We start from the raw sequence: 17,048 nt of genomic DNA, 5'->3' as shown, positions 1-17,048 counted from the left end.
GGCGCGCCGGCGAGCTAGCAGGCTTTGTGCCTGTGGGTAGGATCGTCGGGCCTTAAGACCTTCGGCGAGGGTGCGATGCGGGGGCACAATCCTTGCAATAGATCTAACGGTCCCGTTGGCTGGGCGTCAACGGGCGCCGATACTGACTGAACAAAAGGAGAACTGTCATGGTGCAAGCAGAAGCAGTGACGAGGAACGTTACGAGGGACACTCCCGCAGGCGATGCTCTTGTTTTACTGGAGGCCGATCACCGCGCGGTGGAAAAGCTCTTCGACGCATTCAAGAAAACGGATGAGCATGACCTCGACGCGAAAGCCACACTAGCGCAGCGCGCCTGCGAAATGCTGGCCATGCATACCATGCTCGAGGAGGAATTTCTGTATCCGGCCGCTCAGGAGGCATTGCCGGAGGACGAAAAGCCAGACGTCGAGGAAGCCTATATCGAGCATTTCCTTGTAAAGACGTTGATCGGAAAATTTGAATTCCTGAAGCCGGGCGACAAGGGTTTTGATGCGACTTTCAAGGTCATGTCAGAGATGGTCCAGCACCATGTTGAGGAAGAAGAGGAAGAGCTTTTCCCGGCATTGCGTCGCACCAAGTGCGATCTGGAAAGTCTTGGAACGCGGATCGCGAGGCGCAAGGACGAGCTGCAGGCGAAGCTCGATGCGGTTGGAAGCAGATCGGTGGGCGACAGGACTTGACTGGAATGCGGTCACATAGTGCGGGGCCTGCCTCGAAGTCGATAAAAGCAGACTCCCCCTTTCCCTGACCGCATCGCTGAAAACGCGAGAGTCGCGACAGCCGCCTTCTTCGCCGCGACACACTCGCTACCATGCCGTCATGGCCGGCCGGTATCCAAGCGTTGACCTGGCCCACCCGGTCTACAAAGAACTGTGCGCGCTCCTCGCGGCAATGCAAGATCACGGGGTTTGGCTGTTGGCACAGCCGCGGATACGGCCGTGGAAGGAGGTGGTCATTTCATGCCGCAAGCAGGCACACACGCTGAAAGTTCTTCGCGAAAGCGATCAGGCGTCAAAGACTCGCTCCGAAGACAATCACGCTGGACGGTTACGCCGCGTCTCACCGTGCGGTGCGCGAAATGATGGCGGACCAGTTTTTGCCCGCGGACACGACCGTTGCGACCGTCGAAGCATTTGAAGAACCTGTTCGAGAATGTAGGAGGCTGCGGGTATCGGGCTATTCGGGCTATTCGGCTTAACGGTCGGCGAGCCCTTGACGCGACGCAGCACGGGTCGCCTGTGCGTCGAAACTCCGGGTGATGACGGAAGTCATTCAGCTCACCTGGCGCAAGTCACTCTGCAATGCGTTTGAAACTGGCGTAGTAATTGTCGGTGTAATAGCAGTCAGTGATCTGTCTACGCGGTCCACCACATACGATACGTCGCTGCCCACGGTCCGCCGAGCCAGGTGAGCGAACGGTGTATGCGTGGTAATAGCCGCGCGGATGCAGCGGCAGTAATGCCGCGGTGTTACGGAACAAAACACCATCCTCGCCAAACGGGAAAGGGCCACCCGTTTTGATCAGACGCATTGTTTCGGCGGCTTCCCCCGGCAACTGCGCCTTGGTGACGGCCGCTGGCGCGCTATGCTCCTGGGCACCCGAAGCGGCGGCCGTGTCGCTCGCGGACTGCCCAAGCTGGGCTGGCGCCTGACTCGCGGATGCACCCGCATCCAGAGTAGCGTTTCGCGATCCGTCCTTGCCGCATCCGCCCAGGACCGCGCTCAAGGCGAGGATGTAAGAGAAAGCCCGCGCTCGCATCACGAAACGGTTGCCTCCGGGTTGAATCGCATTCGACGACCATCAACCATTTGAGGGTACCGCCAATAGCGGAGTGAATCAACGTTCAGCCCGAAATAGGAATCTTTTTTACGCGACAATTGGCCGGGTGCAGGATTCCTGACGTTGCGGTCAACGCTTGATGGTCGACGTTTCGATCAGCCTTACAAAACCAATATCTGCGCCATTCGCAGGCACCAGAACAGCGTGCCCAAACCCCTGGCGCAGCTCGCTGCGACAAATCGAGGCAAACTCAATCGCTGATTTCTTCGGTGTTCCGTCAAGTCACTTTGCGCCGTTCGCGGCGAACGTCGCCTTCGCTTGTGGTGACACCAGGAACGCGATGAAACCTTCGGCTGCATCACGTTGTGAGGCGTTCGTCATGAGTACGGCGGTGTACGCAAGAGTGCTCTGGAGATCACCCGGGAGCGGCCCCAGGAGTTTTATGCCGGGTGTCGTCGCGATGAGCGGTATCGTACCCGCAACCATGTCGTTGCCGTTGCCCTTTAACACGGGCTCAAAAATCCCGTTGGGAGTCGTGCGCACAATCTTCGGCTTGAGTGTTTCCGCAATTCCCAGCTGCTCAAGGGTGTTTGCAAAGGCCTCGCCTGATTTAACGCTGTTAAAAACAAGGAGGTCCGCACCGAGCAACGTGTTTTTGAGTTTCTCAGCAGTTGAAATATCGTACGCCGGACTGTCCTTGCGGTTACCGAGGCCAACGCCAACGTGAGCAATTATCGGTCTGTCCCCGGCAATCACCTTGCCCGACTTCGTAAGATTCTCAGCGAAGTCCGGCTGGACGATAACAACGTCGGCCGCTTCACCGTCTTCAATCCTTTTTCTTACGACCGGTGATGGATCGAACACCAGGCTGACCTGGTTATGTGTCTGCTGGCGATAAAGATCGACGACCCTGGTCAAGGCGGGCTCAAGGGGGCTATCGCTCATAACCTTGATGTCGGCTGCCTGAATTGACGCAGCGAACGTACAGAATGAACTGGCCAGAAAGGCCCCCAAGCTGATGCGCTTAAGTTTCGCGTTCATGGATCCTGCCTCGCCGTTGAGCGGCGTATCGCATGAATCTCCGACTGATTCGGAGTTTTTCATTGTGCGACGCGGTATCAATGTTTGTGACGGTGCAGCCAACTCATATTGTGCGAATCAAGCCATTGAGTCATCCGCTCTTCCGGATAATCGCGCCTGAACTGTTGCGCGACCATGAACGCGGCGACCAGCAAGACCACCAAGCCAACAACGATGTAGATCATGGATTGGGTCATGGCAGCCTCCTGACAAGGTCGCAACCATGCTTTTATTGTAGGTCAGCGCTATCGAAGCGGCGTGCAACGAGCGCACCCGTCGTTTGCAAAAATCTCGGACGAGGATCCGCACGCGCTATAGGCCTACTTCATGCATGGTGTACAGCCGGTCGCCGCGGCAAGAGCACACTGGCGGCGGCCGTCGTCTTCGAGCGGGAAATGAATCGCTTCCATCTCGGCCTCCCCCGACGGGATTCGGGCATTCAGATTGAATGACCCCGAATGGCGTGCTGGTTCCCCGAACTCGCGACCATGCCGTCCGCTACCGTTGTTGCAACCACACCCTGCACAGCGCGATCATTTTCTCGACGTCGATCGGTTTGGAAATGTAGTCGTCCGCCCCGGCCTCGAGACAGCGCTGACGATCGTCAGCCATAGCCTTGGCCGTCAGTGCGATCACCGGAACCCGCCCGAACCGGTCGCTGCGGCGAATTTCCCGGGTGGCGCTGAGCCCGTCCATTTCCGGCATCATGACGTCCATCAGAACGAGGTCGATGTCGGGTTCGCGTTCCAGCGCCTGCAGCGCTTCGAGGCCGTTGCGCGCGATTCTCAGGGCCGCGCCGAGCGGCTCGATCACGTGCGAAAGCGCAAAGATGTTGCGCACGTCGTCTTCGGCCAGCAGGATGGTTCGCCCTTCGAATTCACGATCGCGCTGCCGTACCGCGCGAAGCATTCTTTGCTGCTCTGGCGGCAACGAGGATTCGACGCTGTGCAGAAATAACGTCACTTCGTCGAGCAGACGTTCGGGAGATCTTGCCCCCTTGATGATGATCGACTTCGAATAGCGCCGCAGCCTTTGCTCTTCGTCGTCGGACAGCACCCGCCCGGTGTAGACGATGACGGGCACTGTCACCCAGGAGAGATTGGCGGCGAGCTGTTCGAGCAGATCGTAGCCCGTGCCGTCCGGCAGAGCGAGGTCCGTCACGATGCAGTCGAAGCGGCTCGTTTCCATCTGCCGGAGTGCATCGCCCAGCGTGGAAGACAGGACGATCTCCGTCTTGTCAGTTTCCAGTAGGGTGCGAATACTCTCGCTCATCACGGCATCGTCTTCGACCACGAGCACGCGGCGCATCGGTTGTTCGAGCCGGGTTTCGAGTTGCAGAAGTGCCGCCTCGAGCGTCTCTCGCGCAGTGGGTTTCAACGTATAGCCGACCGCGCCAAGGAACCTGGCCCGTTCGGCATGGTCGGTCGCGGATACGATATGGATCGGCAAATGGCGGGTGAGCGAATCCTGCTTGAGCCATTCAAGCACCGTGAGTCCTGACCGGTCCGGCAAGCCGATGTCCAGCAAGATGCCGGCCGGTTGTGTTTCGCGCGCGAGAGCAAGACCGCTGGCGGCATTCGTTGCGTGGACGAAGTCGAAGTTCAGGTCGTGTGCGAGGTCGCGCAAAATAGCCGCGAAGGCGGCGTCGTCCTCAATAGCCAGAATAAGTCGTTCGCCGCGCTGACGGTGGTTCCGATCGTCGGGAATCGAGTCGGCGGTTACTGAAGTGCTCAGCGATTCCGGCAGCTCGCCCCGACTCTGTCCGGCTGACACGGAGACCTGCAAGCGCGGTACGGCGCCCGCCAGTCCCCCTTTTTCCGCGGCAGGTGTCGGGCTCGCAGACGGGGTGGGCCGCGTCGCGTCGACTGCTGCGGCAGCTCGCGCGGCGGGTGTGAAGCAAACCGGCAGCGTGAGGCTAAACACGCTACCGACGCCTTCCTCGCTCGCGACGCTGATCCTGCCACCGAGCAGGCGGGAGAATTCGCGCGAAATCGAAAGGCCCAGACCGCTGCCGCCGAATCGACGACTGGTGGTGCCGTCGGCCTGCTGAAACGCTTCGAAGATAAGTTCGAGTTTATCCGCGGCGATGCCGATTCCCGAATCATGGACGTCGAAGCGGAGCGTCTCGTCGACGCGTTCAACCACGAGACGGACTTCTCCATGCTCGGTAAACTTCATCGCGTTCGCCACCAGGTTTCGGAGAATCTGCTCGACGCGCTGGTTGTCGGTGATCATGACATCGGGCACACCGGCCGTTCGATCGACACGAAAATCGAGGCCTTTCTCCTGCGCGATGGGTGCGAAGGTCTGCTGCAACGAGAGCATCAAGGCATCGATCGCGACCGGTTCGCATTCGATCGCGATCTGTCCGGCCTCGACTTTCGACAGGTCGAGAATGTCGTTGATCAGAACGAGCAGCGCGTTGTTCGACGCATGGATCGTTGCGGCGTAGCGCACCTGTTCCGAGGTCAGGTTGCCGTCTTTGTTGCGCTCCAGAAGTTGCGCGAGGATCAGTGAACTGTTGAGCGGCGTGCGCAGTTCATGCGACATATTGGCCAGGAACTCGGACTTGTAGCGGCTGGCGTCTTCAAGGCGTATTGCATTGACCTCCTGCGCCTGCTGCACGACCAGAAGTTCCGTTTTTTGTGCTTCCAGACGGTGGGCATAGCCTTCGAGCAGTACGTTTTTCTGTTCGAGTTCGGCATGTTGCGTTTCCAGGCTCGCCTGGGAGTCCATCAGCGCGCGGCTCTGTTCCTGCAGTTCCTCGTTCGTGACGCGCAGTTCTTCCTGTTGCACCTGCAACTGTTCACTTTGGCGCTGCGTCTCCTCCAGCAGTTTCTCCAGGCGAGCACGATAGCTTGCCGAGCGAAGCGCCATGCCGATGCTTTCGGCCACGCCTTCCACCAGCTGTTCAGTCTCGTCGAGCGGCCGTTGGCCCGAGGCGAAGCCGAGTTCGAGCGCCCCGACTACCACGCCGTCGGCAGTCAGCGGCGTGACGAAGATTTGCGACGGATGCCCGTCGCCGAGTGCCGAGCCGATATGCAGGTATCCTGGCGGCGCGTCCACGATCTTGAGCGTCCGTCCTTCCCGTGCGGCCTGGCCGATCAGTCCGGCGCCGAGCGGAATGATCGCCGGCGCGGCGTCGGGCTCGGGCAGCGCCCAGGTGGCGATGCGACGCAAAAGGTCTTCGTCGCGGACATAGATTGCGCCGACCTGGGCGTCGGTCAGCGTCGTCAGGACGCGCAGAACCGACGCGCCCAACGTAGAGGGCGTGGTTGCGCCGCGAATCTGCATCGCGACCTGTACCTGGGCGTGCTGGAATCGGGTCAGTCTCTCAAGTCTGGTACGCGAACGGACGTACATGAAAGCCATGGCGCCCACGCTCCAGATAGTGAGGATGGCAAACGCGCGATTCATCAGAACGACAGGCACGCTCATGGTCGGCGTACCACTCGAAAGGAAGAAGCCCCCCGCAATGAACAGCGTGGATATCAGCGCCGATATCAGTGGGGCGGCTGCGTCCCTGACAAAGAGACAAAGGGCGACCGGGGCAAGGTAGAGAATCCAGACGGCGACGCCGAGCGGCGTCAGGCAATCGAACACAAAAATCGTGATGGTGAGTGCGGCAATTGCCCCGTATATCGCTGTGGTTTTGTTATAGGTCAGCATATTGGGTATACCCAGACTAGTCGCATGGCCTCGCTGCAGTGCGTCAGCGGGTGGTCGATACAGCGCGCCTTATCGCGGCAGGAGCACGGTGTGGCGGGCGGGCTGTCGCGTGGCCAGCGCATTGTAATTCACGGGACGACGCATTGGCGCCCGGTTCGGCGCGCAGACTGTATGTGATTCAAGTATCGCTGGTTTCCTCGGGGACAGAAACTGCTCGACACATCGCTGGACAATGTTTTTATTGAACGCCCGAATTTCCGAAGCTTCCGTTCGGCCGCATTCGAGCGATAAACGGGGCAACGCGATGGCCAAGGTTGTCCGGTGCCGGGGTGGGCCGGGCCACAGTCGACGAGTTCGCGAGACACGGCTACGACGCCGCGTTACTGTCGCGCGACCCCGCACGGGTCCATCGCGCGGCAGCGCTCAACAAGATAGGCAGGAAGGCGCAGCCGGTGGCGCCTATCTACGAACTGCGCAGCGTTGCTTCGGCATGCCGCGCGACGCGCCAACCAAATACGATCGCAGGGCCGAGCGTCGCGCCGGGCCCCGGATAAGTGCCGCGCATGACCGAAGCCATGTCGTTGCCGCACGCATAGAGCCCCGCGATGGCGCGATCATGGATGTCGAGCACGCGGCCGTCGGCGTCCGTGCGCAAGCCGCTGCTGCTCGCGGCGTCGGCGGGCCAGATGGCAAGCGCGCAGAACGGCGCCGTCGCGATCCGCCCAAGACACGGGTTCGGGTGATGCTGCGCGTCGCCGTTGAAACGGCTGACGGGCGTGGCGCCCTTTCCAAACTCTGCGTCCGTTCCGCTCACGGCGTATTCGTTGTTCTGCCGAATCGTGTCGCTGAACGCTCCTGCGTCGATACCGAGTCGTTTCGCCAGTTCCTCCGGCGATTGGGCGATGACAAGATAGCCGGCGCGCTCAAAATGCCGCAGGTTGCGTGTGCCTGGTGGAATTACGCCGAGCCCGTAGCGCCTGACGAACGCAGCATCGCAAATCAGATACGCAGGCCGGTCAGCAGCCCTTTCAATCATCGCTGCGACGAAATGATGATACGACGCGCCTTCATTGACGAAGCGCCGCCCCGCGTGGTCGACCGCGAGCAGGCCGGGCTTTGCGCGATCAAGGTAGAGATGCGGAAATAGCCGATGACCGCCGCCCGATGCGGGAACGCGCGAGACAGGTTGCCACAGAAAATCACCGGGGTGCCGCTCCAGTATTGCGCCCGCCTCGCGCGCGAGCGCGAGCCCTTCACCGCGCACGCTCTGCGGCGTGAGAGACTCGAATGCGCTCGGATCGAGCGCCGCGCGCAGTTCCGCATGGTGGCCGATTCCACCCGTCGCGAGCACTACGCCACAACGTGCTTGCAGACTGATACGGCTGTTTCCCGACTCGAAAGTCGCGCCGCATACTCTTCCCGAACCGTCCTTGTCGAGGCCAACGAGCCGTGTTTCAAAACGCAACTCGACCTTGGCCGCGCGCAAGCTGAACAGCATGCGTGCGACCAGTGCGTTGCCAAGCACGAGCCGCGTGCCTCGCCGGTAGCGTAAGCGATCTCGCGCATAACGACCGACCAGTTGCACGGTGCGACGAAACGCCTTCCACGACCGATAGCGGCGCACGAGCGACTGGACGTCTACCTTGTTGGCCATCATGCCGCCCAGCAAAAGGAAATCGTCGAGCGGCGCGCGCACACGGTCGAAATCGGCGCCCAGCAGGCGGCCGTCAAATTCGACCGGCGAGAGCGCGCGACCGTGGGTCGCGGCGCCGGACGCTTCGAGGTAATCGGGATGCTCACCCGCGCTTGCGAATGCAAGCGCCGTATGACGCTCGAGGAATTCGATCGCGGTGTCCGCGCTTTCGAGAAACGCGTGCCGCCGATCAAGCGCGTCGTCTGGACCGCTGATCGCCTGAAGGTAGTGCGCGCCGGCCTGTGGGGAATCGGTGTAGCCGGCCTGCCGGCCGTGGCGGTTGCCAGGCAGCCAGAGCGTGCCCGCGGACGTCGCCGTCGTCCCGCCCACCTGGGCAGTGGCCTCACATAGCACCACGTTCAGCCCCATGTGCGCTGCCGTGAGTGCCGCGGTCATGCCGCCCGCGCCGGCGCCGACGACAATCAGGTCGCAGAGTTCGTCGCGCGTATTGTTGTGGTCGCGCGCGGTCATGGGGTCCCGGAGCGTCGCAGGCGCCATTGCAGCAGAGAGTAGGGCGGCTGCCCATCGAGGTGATGCTCGAACACGCCCTCCACTTCGGCGCCGATGGTCACGTCCTGCAGCGGATCACCGAGCAGATTGCCGATCATGCGTACATGTCCCGCATGGGGCAATTCGACGAGCACCGCGAGATAGGGTCCGTGGCCGTTCAGCGCGTCGTGCGACGGGTGCCAGATGCGCTCCCAGCTATAGATCCGGCCGTGCGGCACGACTTCGGCCCATGCAGGATCGAAGGCGTGGCAGCCATGACAGATCCACTCCGGACCGAACTGGTGTGTGCCGCAGTGCAGGCATCGCTGCACTAGCAGGCGGTTCTCGCGCAGCGCCTGCCAGTAGGGCGCAGAGAGACCGTCCGGCTCGGACACCGGGATCGGCAAGCCGGCGGGGAGATAACTGGTGGTGTGCTGCTCACTCATTGCGTTGCCCTCGATCCAAGCAGAAGGTTGCTCACTGGCGAGACCATCGGGCCGCCGATCACGAGCGCCACATCGTTGCGGCGGGCCTGGTTGCAAGATGTACCGCGGATTTGCCGGACAGCTTCGAGCACGAGTTCAAAGCCATGCATATAGCACTCGGCGAGATTGCCGCCACTGGTGTTGAGCGGCAGGCGGCCGTCCGGAGCGATGAGGTTTTCCAGCGTGAGGAAATCATTGGCTGCAGCAGGCGGGAAAAAGCCATGTTCGGCGAGTGCCATCACGACGCCTCCAGTGAAATTCTCATAGCTTTGCACTACCCCGACGTCGCTCGGACCGATGCCAGCCATGCGAAAGAGATCGGGCGCGACCGTCCCGAAGTTCGAGCTGGCGTAGTGCGGTCCGTTGTGCGGAATCGCGGCGAAGCGATGGTCGGAGCCCGAGGCCGCGCCGAGCACAAACGCAGCCTTGTCGCCAAATTCGTGCGCCCGCTCGGCGGGGACCAGGATCAGCGCGGCCGCCCCGTCGTTTTCCATGCAGCAGTCGAACAGATGGAACGGCTCGGCAATCCAGCGCGACGCCTCGTATTTTTCGACATCGAGCGGCTTGCCATACATTACCGCGCGCGGATTGGACTGCGCGTGATGATAGGAAGCCAACGCGATGGCGCGCAGTGCGTCCTGACGCACGCCGTGCTCATGCATGAAGCGCCGCACGCGCATGGCAAAGCGTTGCGGTGGCGCGAGCACACCGTAGGGCATCAGATACGCTTTTTCACCGGAGATTGTGTCAATGCCCGTCGTACGCCCATAGCGTCCGTACTGACCTTGTGCGAGTGACCGGAATACGACGACGCAGTCGGCCAGTCCCGCGACAATGGAGGCTGCACCGTTGGCGACTGCCGCGCAGCAACCGCCGCCGCCGCCGCCCCATTGCATGGTGCTCGCGCGTAACTGCCTCGAGCCAAGCGCTGCAGCAAGGCGCGAAGCATCGCTGCGGTCGTCGCTATATGAGGCGAAGCCATCGACATCACGCGGATCGATACCCGCGTCCGCGCAGGCTGCGAGGATGGCCCGCAGCGCGAGCTTGAACTCCGCGTCGGGCGACTGGCCGTGCCGGTAATAGGGCGTCTCACCGATGCCGACAATCGCCACTCGACCTTTCAACGAACGCGTCATAGCGTGATGCCTCCTGTGGGGATTGACGGGCCTGTTTCTGCTTCGAGCATCCCGAGTCTGGAATCATGCGTAAAGCCCGTGAACATGATTGATGGTCCTAAGTGAAGAACGCTTTGGCGGCGCTCACCGTTGCGACTCGTTGGTGCGCCAGCTGTTGAGTACGGCGTGCGCGTTGCTGAGCGCGGCTTGCGCGGCTTTGCCGCCGGGGGTGCGACTCAAACGCGGCGCAACGGCGGGGCGTATGCCTCTGTCGTCGGCAATGTACGTGGCGCGCGCCGCGACGTGTTCGTGTTGCGCCGCCTCGCTCAAACTGAGAACTGGGCTCACGCAGGCGTCGGCACTACCGAAATGCGTGGCCCACGCATCGCGGGACCGGGTCGCGAAAGTCGAGGCGAGCGCGGCGCGGATCGTGGGCCAGCCGGCTTTGTCGCCACGCGGCGGCAAGCTGTCGGGCCCGATTTCAAGTCCGGCGAGCAGTGCCTGCCAGAACGGCTCTTCGATAGCGCCGACTGCAACATAGCGATCGTCGGCGGTTCGATAGGTGGCGTACCACGGAGCGCCGCCATCAAGCATCTGAGTGCCGCGCGGGCCACTCCATTGACCTTGTGCGAGCAGACGGCAGAAGAGCGACATCAGCATGGAACTGCCGTCTATCATCGCCGCGTCGATGACTTGGCCCGCGCCGCTCACGCGCGCTTCAAGTAGTGCGCAGAGAGCGCCGAATGCGAGAAACATGGCACCACCGCCATAATCGCCGACGAGGTTCAATGGTGGCACCGGCGCGCCGTCGGCCGCTCCAATTGCGTCCAGCACGCCGCTCAACGCGATGTAGTTGATGTCGTGCCCCGCAGTCGACGCGAGCGGACCAGTTTGACCCCAGCCTGTCATGCGGCCGTACACGAGGCGCGGATTGCGGGCGAGGCAGGTTGCCGGAGCGAGACCGAGGTGTTCCATGACACCAGGGCGGCTTCCTTCGAGTAGCACGTCCGCGGAGGCGATCAGGTCGAGCGCCGTGTCGCGGTCGGACGGATTTTTCAGGTCGAGCGGGACGACGCGGCGGCCCCGTTGCATGAAGTTGGTGTCGTCGATCTCGGCGCGCGGTCGCGCGATCTGCACTACGTCGGCACCCATGTCGGCGAGCAGCATGGCGCAAAACGGCACGGGACCGAGCGCACTGAATTCGACGACACGCACGCCAGACAATGGACCTCTTTGCATACCGGCTCCCGTGCTCATGCGCGGCTCGCCATGCGGCGCCCTGCGATCAGGACGCAGATCGATGACAGCACGAAGAACACGGCCACCACGATCATGCCGCTGGCGAGATTATGAGTGTCCTGCTGCAGACGGCCGACCATCATCGGGACGATCCAGCCACCGAAAAAGGCGCCGAACGAACTGATGATGGCGATCACGGCGGGCTTGGCATTCGCGGGTACGTAGGTTTGCGGAATGGTCCAGAAGACCGCCAGCGAAGCGTAGACCCCAATGTTGGCCAGCATGAAACCGAGCAGCGCAGCGGGCAGCGTCGTAGAAAACGCGACGGTCGTGTAACCGGTCGCGGCGATCAGCATGCAGGCGACCGTGTGCAGAACACGCTCCTTGCGGCGGTCCGAGTGGCGCGACAGGAATGTCATGCCGACAATGCCGGCGAGCGGCGGAATCATCGCGACAAAGCCGATACTGTGAAGGGACACGCCCGCGTGATGCAGTATTTGCGGCAGCCAGGCGCCCACGGTTGCGTTACCGGAGAAGATGCCCACGTATCCAAGCGTGAGAACCCACATTTCCGGCCGGCGCATCAGCGCCATCACCCCAGTGGGCACGCCGTGCGCGGGTGCCGCTTCGTCTTTTTCGAGTTGCTTGGCGAGCCACAGCTTTTCGCGCGACGAGAGCCATCCCGCCTGATGCGGCCGGTCGGTCAGATAGAAGGCGCCGAAAATGCCCAGCGCGACAGCGGGCAAACCTTCGAGCATGAAGAGCCACTTCCAGCCCGGTACGCCCCACGCGCCGTCGAGTTGCATGATCGAACCCGAGACAAGCGATGAAACGACATAGGCGGCGGGAATCGAATAGGAAAACATCGCGTTATAGCGCGCCCGGTACTGCTGCGGAATCCAGTAGCTGAGGAACAGGAATACGCCTGGCGTGAGCCCCGCTTCGGCGATCCCGAGCAGCGCTCGCATCGTGAAGAAGCTGGAGGGGCCCATGACGAACGCCATCGACATCGTGACAACGCCGAACATGACCGCAATACGCGTAAGGGTAATGCGGGCTCCGTAGCGCGCGAGTATCAGATTGCTCGGCACCTCGAAGAGCGCATAGCCGAGAAACAGGATGCCCACGCCGATGCCGTACATCTGTGGCGTGAGACCCAGTTCCTTGTTCATCGAAAACGACGCGAAACTCAGATTACCCCGGTCCAGCACGGATACGACATAGAGAGCAATCAGATACCACATCAGACGCCGCCCGACTCGCGATACGACATGGGCGCCATCGACACTGGCGTCTCCCGACATGGCCTGCTGTGACCCCGTAGTCACGGCAGGGGTTTGGGGCGACCCGATCATGTTTATCTCCTTGTTGAATCTTGAATTGGAGGGACCAATTTGGTGGGTCAATATAGAATATTTGTGGGCCTTCCCGCAGTTCGGGAAATCCCCTATCCGGCGACGTGAGTTCTACGTATCGGATCAGATGGCGGGATAAATAAGAATTAAATGTCTATTTTTCTGTAAAAAGTGGATTTATATATTATTTGTAACCCTCGCATGCAAAATTAAACGTTTTCAAAGTGGTGAACCGGAAATGCTTAGAGGTGTTGACGCGCGTACTCCACAACCTATAATTGGTCCCACCAATTCACATCGAGAGACGGAATCTGACATGCTTTCCCATCAAGACAACGAAACCCTTGTTCGCGTCGGCGCCGGCACCCCGACTGGCCAGTTCATGCGTCTTTTCTGGCTGCCGTTCCTGCCGTCCTCGGATCTGGAAGTGGATGGGCAGCCGCAACGCCTGCGTCTGCTAGGAGAAGACCTGATCGCGTTCCGCGATTCGGAAGGCCGCGTCGGACTCGTGGACCACGTCTGTCCGCACCGCGGCGCGCCGCTCGTGTTTGGCCGCAACGAGAAATCCGGACTGCGCTGCGTGTACCACGGCTGGCAGTTCGGTGTAGACGGTCGCGTGATGGATACACCGGCCGAACCGGTGGAAAGTCGTCTGAAGGAGAAGGTGCGCATCAAAACCTATCCGTGCCGGGAGCGCAACGGCATCGTGTGGGCGTACATGGGCGATGCTTCCGCGGATGCATTGCCGCCGCTACCTAATCTCGAATGGAATCTGGTGCCGGAGGAAAACGTGCATTTCAGCTTCCGCGTGCAGGAGTGCAACTGGCTGCAGGCGGTGGAGGGCGAAATCGATTCGGCGCACGCGCCCATTTTGCATGGTCGCATCGACTCCCAGGGCGCGATCAACGACTGGACTGCAAAGCGTGACCTGCGGCCCGTGTTCGAATGTCAGCGGCAGGATTTTGGTATCAGTGTCGCGTCGCGGCGCGTGCTGGACGAAGAACATCACTACTGGCGCGTCAACCAGTTCATGTTCCCGTTCTACACGCTCGTGCCGCCCCAAACCAAGTATCCGGAATTGAGCGGTCACGCGTGGGTACCGCTCGACGACGAAAACACCTTGTGCCTGATGTTTTCCTATACGCCCGCCCGTCCGCTCTACGAGAAAACAAAGCAACTCTTCGAGGCCGGCCATCAGGGCCGCGAAACTGGTCACGCGAGCACGCACGCCTATCATCCGCGTCCGGTCACGCAGCCCTACGCGAAGTATTGGACCAAATTCAACCTTGATTCGGCTTTCCTTTTCGACTACGACGCGCAGACGAAAACCTGGTTCTCCGGGCTTCCAGGGCTATGGGTGCAGGACGCCGCCTGTCAGTCGGGCGTCGCGCCCATTTACGATCGCAGCAGGGAAAACCTCGGCATTAGCGACACCGGCGTGGCGATGACGCGCCGGCTGCTGCTCGAAAACGTGCGCAAGCTCGCAAGCGAAGGCAAGACGACAGTGCGCGTCGACGACCCGGATTTGTGGATGACGCGGGCGGTTTCGTTGACCCTGCCCGTCGGCGCGTCATGGCAGCAGGACGGTGCAGGTCACATGCGCGCGAGCCTCGGTGCTGACTTCGGCTATACGCCCTGAGCGTTCATCAACTGGCGGATATATGAGTAACATGTCTCAACAAATCCCTGAACGTATCGACGTGCGGCTCACGCAGATCCGTTTCGAAGCGGATGACGTCGCTTCTTATGAGTTCCGGCCAGTCGGAGCGACGCCTCTTCCTGCTTTCGAAGCCGGCGCACATATTGATCTCTTTCTGCCGGAAAGCCGGGTTCGCAGCTATTCGCTCCTCAACGATCCACACGAGCGGCACCGTTACGTGGTCGCCGTGCAGCGCGAACTGGCAGGCCGCGGCGGTTCTGCGTGGTTGCACAGCGTGCCGCGTGTCGGTGAGCAATTCACGATAAGCGCACCGAAGAACGATTTCCCGCTCGACGAGCATGCGCGGGAGTCGATATTTATCTGTGGTGGGATCGGCGTTACGCCGGTACTGTCGATGATCCGGCGGCTCGAGCGCATCGGTGCGCCGTGGCGATTGCACTACGCCGTGCGTGAGCGCTCGCGTGCGGCCTACACGGCCGAGCTTGCGCAAATCGACCACACGGATGCGCACGTCGAGATGTACTTCCAGAACGAAGGGCGGCGGCCGGACGTCGGGAGCATCGTCACCAACGCGCCTGCTGGTGCGCACCTGTACTGCTGCGGCCCGCGCGGCATGGTGGACGACTTCATTGCAGCCGGTGCGGCGCGGCCACGGGAAGAGGTGCACTTCGAGCGCTTCGCCGCGGCCAGCGAGTCGGCCAGCGAGGGCGGTTTCGATGTCGTGCTGAAGCACGATGGCCGCCGCATCGCCGTGTCGTCGGGCAAAACGATCCTCGATACGTTGCTCGATAACGGCGTCGAGGTGCAATACGCGTGCTCGTCGGGTGTATGCGGGACTTGTCGCGTGGGTGTGATCGACGGCATACCCGACCATCGCGACGACTTCCTGAGCGCAGAGGAAAAAGACCGGAACTGCTCGGTCATGGTGTGTTGCTCCGGATCGCTTTCGAAGACGCTGGTACTCGATCTGTAAGCACTGACGCCAACGCCCAACCGACCCCGAACTCACCGCCAGCGGGCGCGCCTCGCGCCGTGCGCTACGACAAGGACACCCAATGCTGTCGAAACTGATTAACGAATTTCCCGAGCACGAACCGCGGCCCGCCAATGCGCCCAAGGCACTGGGAGGCATTCGCGTGGTGGACTTCACGCATTTCATTGCCGGACCTTTTGCAACGATGCTGCTGGCCGACATGGGAGCCGAAGTCATCAAGGTCGAAGCGCCCGGCCGTGGCGACGAGTTTCGCTATTACCCGCCGGCGCATCCGCAGGATGCCAGCATCGGCGCGCCATACCTTTGGGCGAACCGCAACAAGCAAAGCATTGCGCTCGACCTCAAGCACGAAGACGGCCGGCGCATAGCGCGCGAACTGATCGCAACGGCGGACGTCGTGGCGGAGAATTTCTCGACGGGCGTGATGGAGCGTTTGGGCCTCGGCTACGAAACCTGCCGCGAACTGAATCCCGAAGTGATCTACTGTTCGGTTTCCGCGTACGGCCGCAAGGGGGCATTTGCGGATCGTCTCGGCTTTGATCCGATTGCGCAAGCCGAAAGTGGCTTTGTCTCGATGAACGGCTATCCCGACCGTCTTGGCGTGCGGGCGCTGTCTCCGGTCATGGACATCAGCACCGCGATGATGGCGTCGAACGCGATACTCGGCGCGCTGGTCGCACGCGAGCGCAGCGGCAAAGGGCAAGCCATCGAAGTGTCGCTTTTCGACAATGCGGTCCTGATGACGGGTTATGCGACAGTGCAGCATCTGTTCACCGGCGACGAGCCGCAACGCCACGGCAACACCAGCCCCGACACATGCCCGTCCGGCGTCTTCAAGGCATCCGACGGAGCGTTCTACATCAACTGCGGCAACAACAAGATTTTCCATCGCCTGGCAAGCCAGGTGCTGGAGATGCCCGAACTGGCGGCCGATCCGGTCCTCGCGGACCGCAACGGTCGAATCACGCGGCGAGAGGAGCTGTTCCGGATTCTCGACGAGGCGTTCATTCGTCATCCGTGGGCGTACTGGCAGCAGCGCATGCGGGCGGCGTCGATCCCATGTGGCGAAGTGCGCACGGTCGGCGAGGCATTGCGCTCGGCGGAAGCACGTGAACGAAAGCTCGTGAGCCGGCTCGAACACCCCGATCTCGGTTGGATCCCGAATATCAGCTTGCCGTTCAACTTCAGCAAAACGCCGATCGCCGATCCGTCGCCCGCTCCGCGTATCGGCGAGCATAGCCGCGAAATCCTCACAGGCATGCTCGGTTACTCCGCCGAGGCCGCCAGCGCATTGCTCGACGCAGGCGTGGCCTACAGCAGCATCGATCAGGCGCCGGCGGAAACGCCGGCCTGAGCCGCAAGGCCAGTCTGTATAATCGGCGAGTTGCGTTTTGTGATCTTTTTTCAATGCTATGGAACTGACGTCTCCCGTTGCTCGCGAATCAACCTCACGGTCAGAACTGGTCGG

Annotated in this window: 13 protein-coding genes and 1 pseudogene; 5 read left to right on the top strand and 9 right to left on the bottom strand. The window is 61.5% G+C overall.

The genetic code is table 11. The features are described 5' to 3' along the window. The first annotated feature begins 167 nt into the window (after window positions 1-167). Window positions 168-701 carry a hemerythrin domain-containing protein gene (locus FQ705_RS27820; protein WP_144146808.1) on the top strand — a complete coding sequence of 178 codons (534 nt, stop codon included), beginning with the start codon at window positions 168-170 and terminating at the stop codon, window positions 699-701. A gap of 308 nt (window positions 702-1,009) precedes the next feature. Then, a pseudogene (locus FQ705_RS35025) lies at window positions 1,010-1,172 on the top strand (IS6 family transposase); the annotation flags it as partial. Window positions 1,173-1,312: 140 nt separating this feature from the next. Here the strand turns inward: FQ705_RS35025 and FQ705_RS27810 are convergent. The 9 genes from FQ705_RS27810 to FQ705_RS27770 form a co-directional block, all read right to left on the bottom strand. After that, the gene (locus FQ705_RS27810) at window positions 1,313-1,783 is read right to left on the bottom strand and encodes a ribonuclease (RefSeq protein ID WP_144146805.1); all 471 of its coding nucleotides are present in this window, start codon (window positions 1,781-1,783) and stop codon (window positions 1,313-1,315) included. A gap of 300 nt (window positions 1,784-2,083) precedes the next feature. Further along, window positions 2,084-2,905, bottom strand: coding sequence for a molybdate ABC transporter substrate-binding protein (locus tag FQ705_RS27805; RefSeq protein ID WP_144146802.1), 822 nt, complete (start codon window positions 2,903-2,905; stop codon window positions 2,084-2,086). Window positions 2,906-2,919: 14 nt separating this feature from the next. Further along, on the bottom strand, window positions 2,920-3,078 hold the full coding sequence (locus FQ705_RS34215) for a hypothetical protein (RefSeq protein ID WP_186308021.1): 159 nt from the start codon (window positions 3,076-3,078) through the stop codon (window positions 2,920-2,922). 301 nt (window positions 3,079-3,379) lie between these two features. Then, window positions 3,380-6,550 carry a response regulator gene (locus FQ705_RS27800; protein WP_144146799.1) on the bottom strand — a complete coding sequence of 1,057 codons (3,171 nt, stop codon included), beginning with the start codon at window positions 6,548-6,550 and terminating at the stop codon, window positions 3,380-3,382. Window positions 6,551-7,013: 463 nt separating this feature from the next. Further along, the gene (locus tag FQ705_RS27790) at window positions 7,014-8,714 is read right to left on the bottom strand and encodes an FAD-dependent oxidoreductase (protein WP_144146797.1); all 1,701 of its coding nucleotides are present in this window, start codon (window positions 8,712-8,714) and stop codon (window positions 7,014-7,016) included. Beyond that, window positions 8,711-9,178 carry a Zn-ribbon domain-containing OB-fold protein gene (locus FQ705_RS27785; protein WP_144146794.1) on the bottom strand — a complete coding sequence of 156 codons (468 nt, stop codon included), beginning with the start codon at window positions 9,176-9,178 and terminating at the stop codon, window positions 8,711-8,713. The genes FQ705_RS27790 and FQ705_RS27785 overlap by 4 nt, the downstream gene beginning before the upstream one ends. Beyond that, the gene (locus FQ705_RS27780) at window positions 9,175-10,353 is read right to left on the bottom strand and encodes a thiolase C-terminal domain-containing protein (RefSeq protein ID WP_144146791.1); all 1,179 of its coding nucleotides are present in this window, start codon (window positions 10,351-10,353) and stop codon (window positions 9,175-9,177) included. Before FQ705_RS27780 ends, FQ705_RS27785 begins: the two co-directional genes overlap by 4 nt. Before the next feature lie 123 nt (window positions 10,354-10,476). Continuing rightward, complete coding sequence (locus FQ705_RS27775) at window positions 10,477-11,571, bottom strand: CaiB/BaiF CoA transferase family protein (RefSeq protein WP_144146788.1); 1,095 nt, start codon at window positions 11,569-11,571, stop codon at window positions 10,477-10,479. A gap of 14 nt (window positions 11,572-11,585) precedes the next feature. Continuing rightward, window positions 11,586-12,926, bottom strand: coding sequence for an MFS transporter (locus FQ705_RS27770; RefSeq protein ID WP_144146785.1), 1,341 nt, complete (start codon window positions 12,924-12,926; stop codon window positions 11,586-11,588). A 316-nt stretch (window positions 12,927-13,242) separates the two neighbouring features. Between FQ705_RS27770 and FQ705_RS27765 the strand changes: the two genes are divergently transcribed. From FQ705_RS27765 to FQ705_RS27755, 3 genes are all read left to right on the top strand, one after another. Further along, entirely contained in the window at window positions 13,243-14,565 is a 1,323-nt protein-coding gene (locus tag FQ705_RS27765) for a Rieske 2Fe-2S domain-containing protein (protein WP_144146782.1), read from the top strand. Window positions 14,566-14,596: 31 nt separating this feature from the next. Continuing rightward, window positions 14,597-15,559, top strand: a complete 963-nt coding sequence (locus tag FQ705_RS27760; protein WP_144146779.1) for a PDR/VanB family oxidoreductase — start codon at window positions 14,597-14,599, stop codon at window positions 15,557-15,559. An 82-nt stretch (window positions 15,560-15,641) separates the two neighbouring features. After that, window positions 15,642-16,934 (top strand): CaiB/BaiF CoA transferase family protein, encoded by a 1,293-nt coding sequence (locus FQ705_RS27755; RefSeq protein ID WP_144146776.1) that lies wholly within the window; start codon window positions 15,642-15,644, stop codon window positions 16,932-16,934. The last annotated feature ends 114 nt before the right edge of the window (window positions 16,935-17,048 follow it).

This window comes from Paraburkholderia sp. BCC1884, from assembly GCF_900996225.1.
Taxonomy (GTDB): Bacteria; Pseudomonadota; Gammaproteobacteria; order Burkholderiales; family Burkholderiaceae; genus Paraburkholderia.
This window is presented reverse-complemented; position numbering and strand designations above follow the sequence as displayed.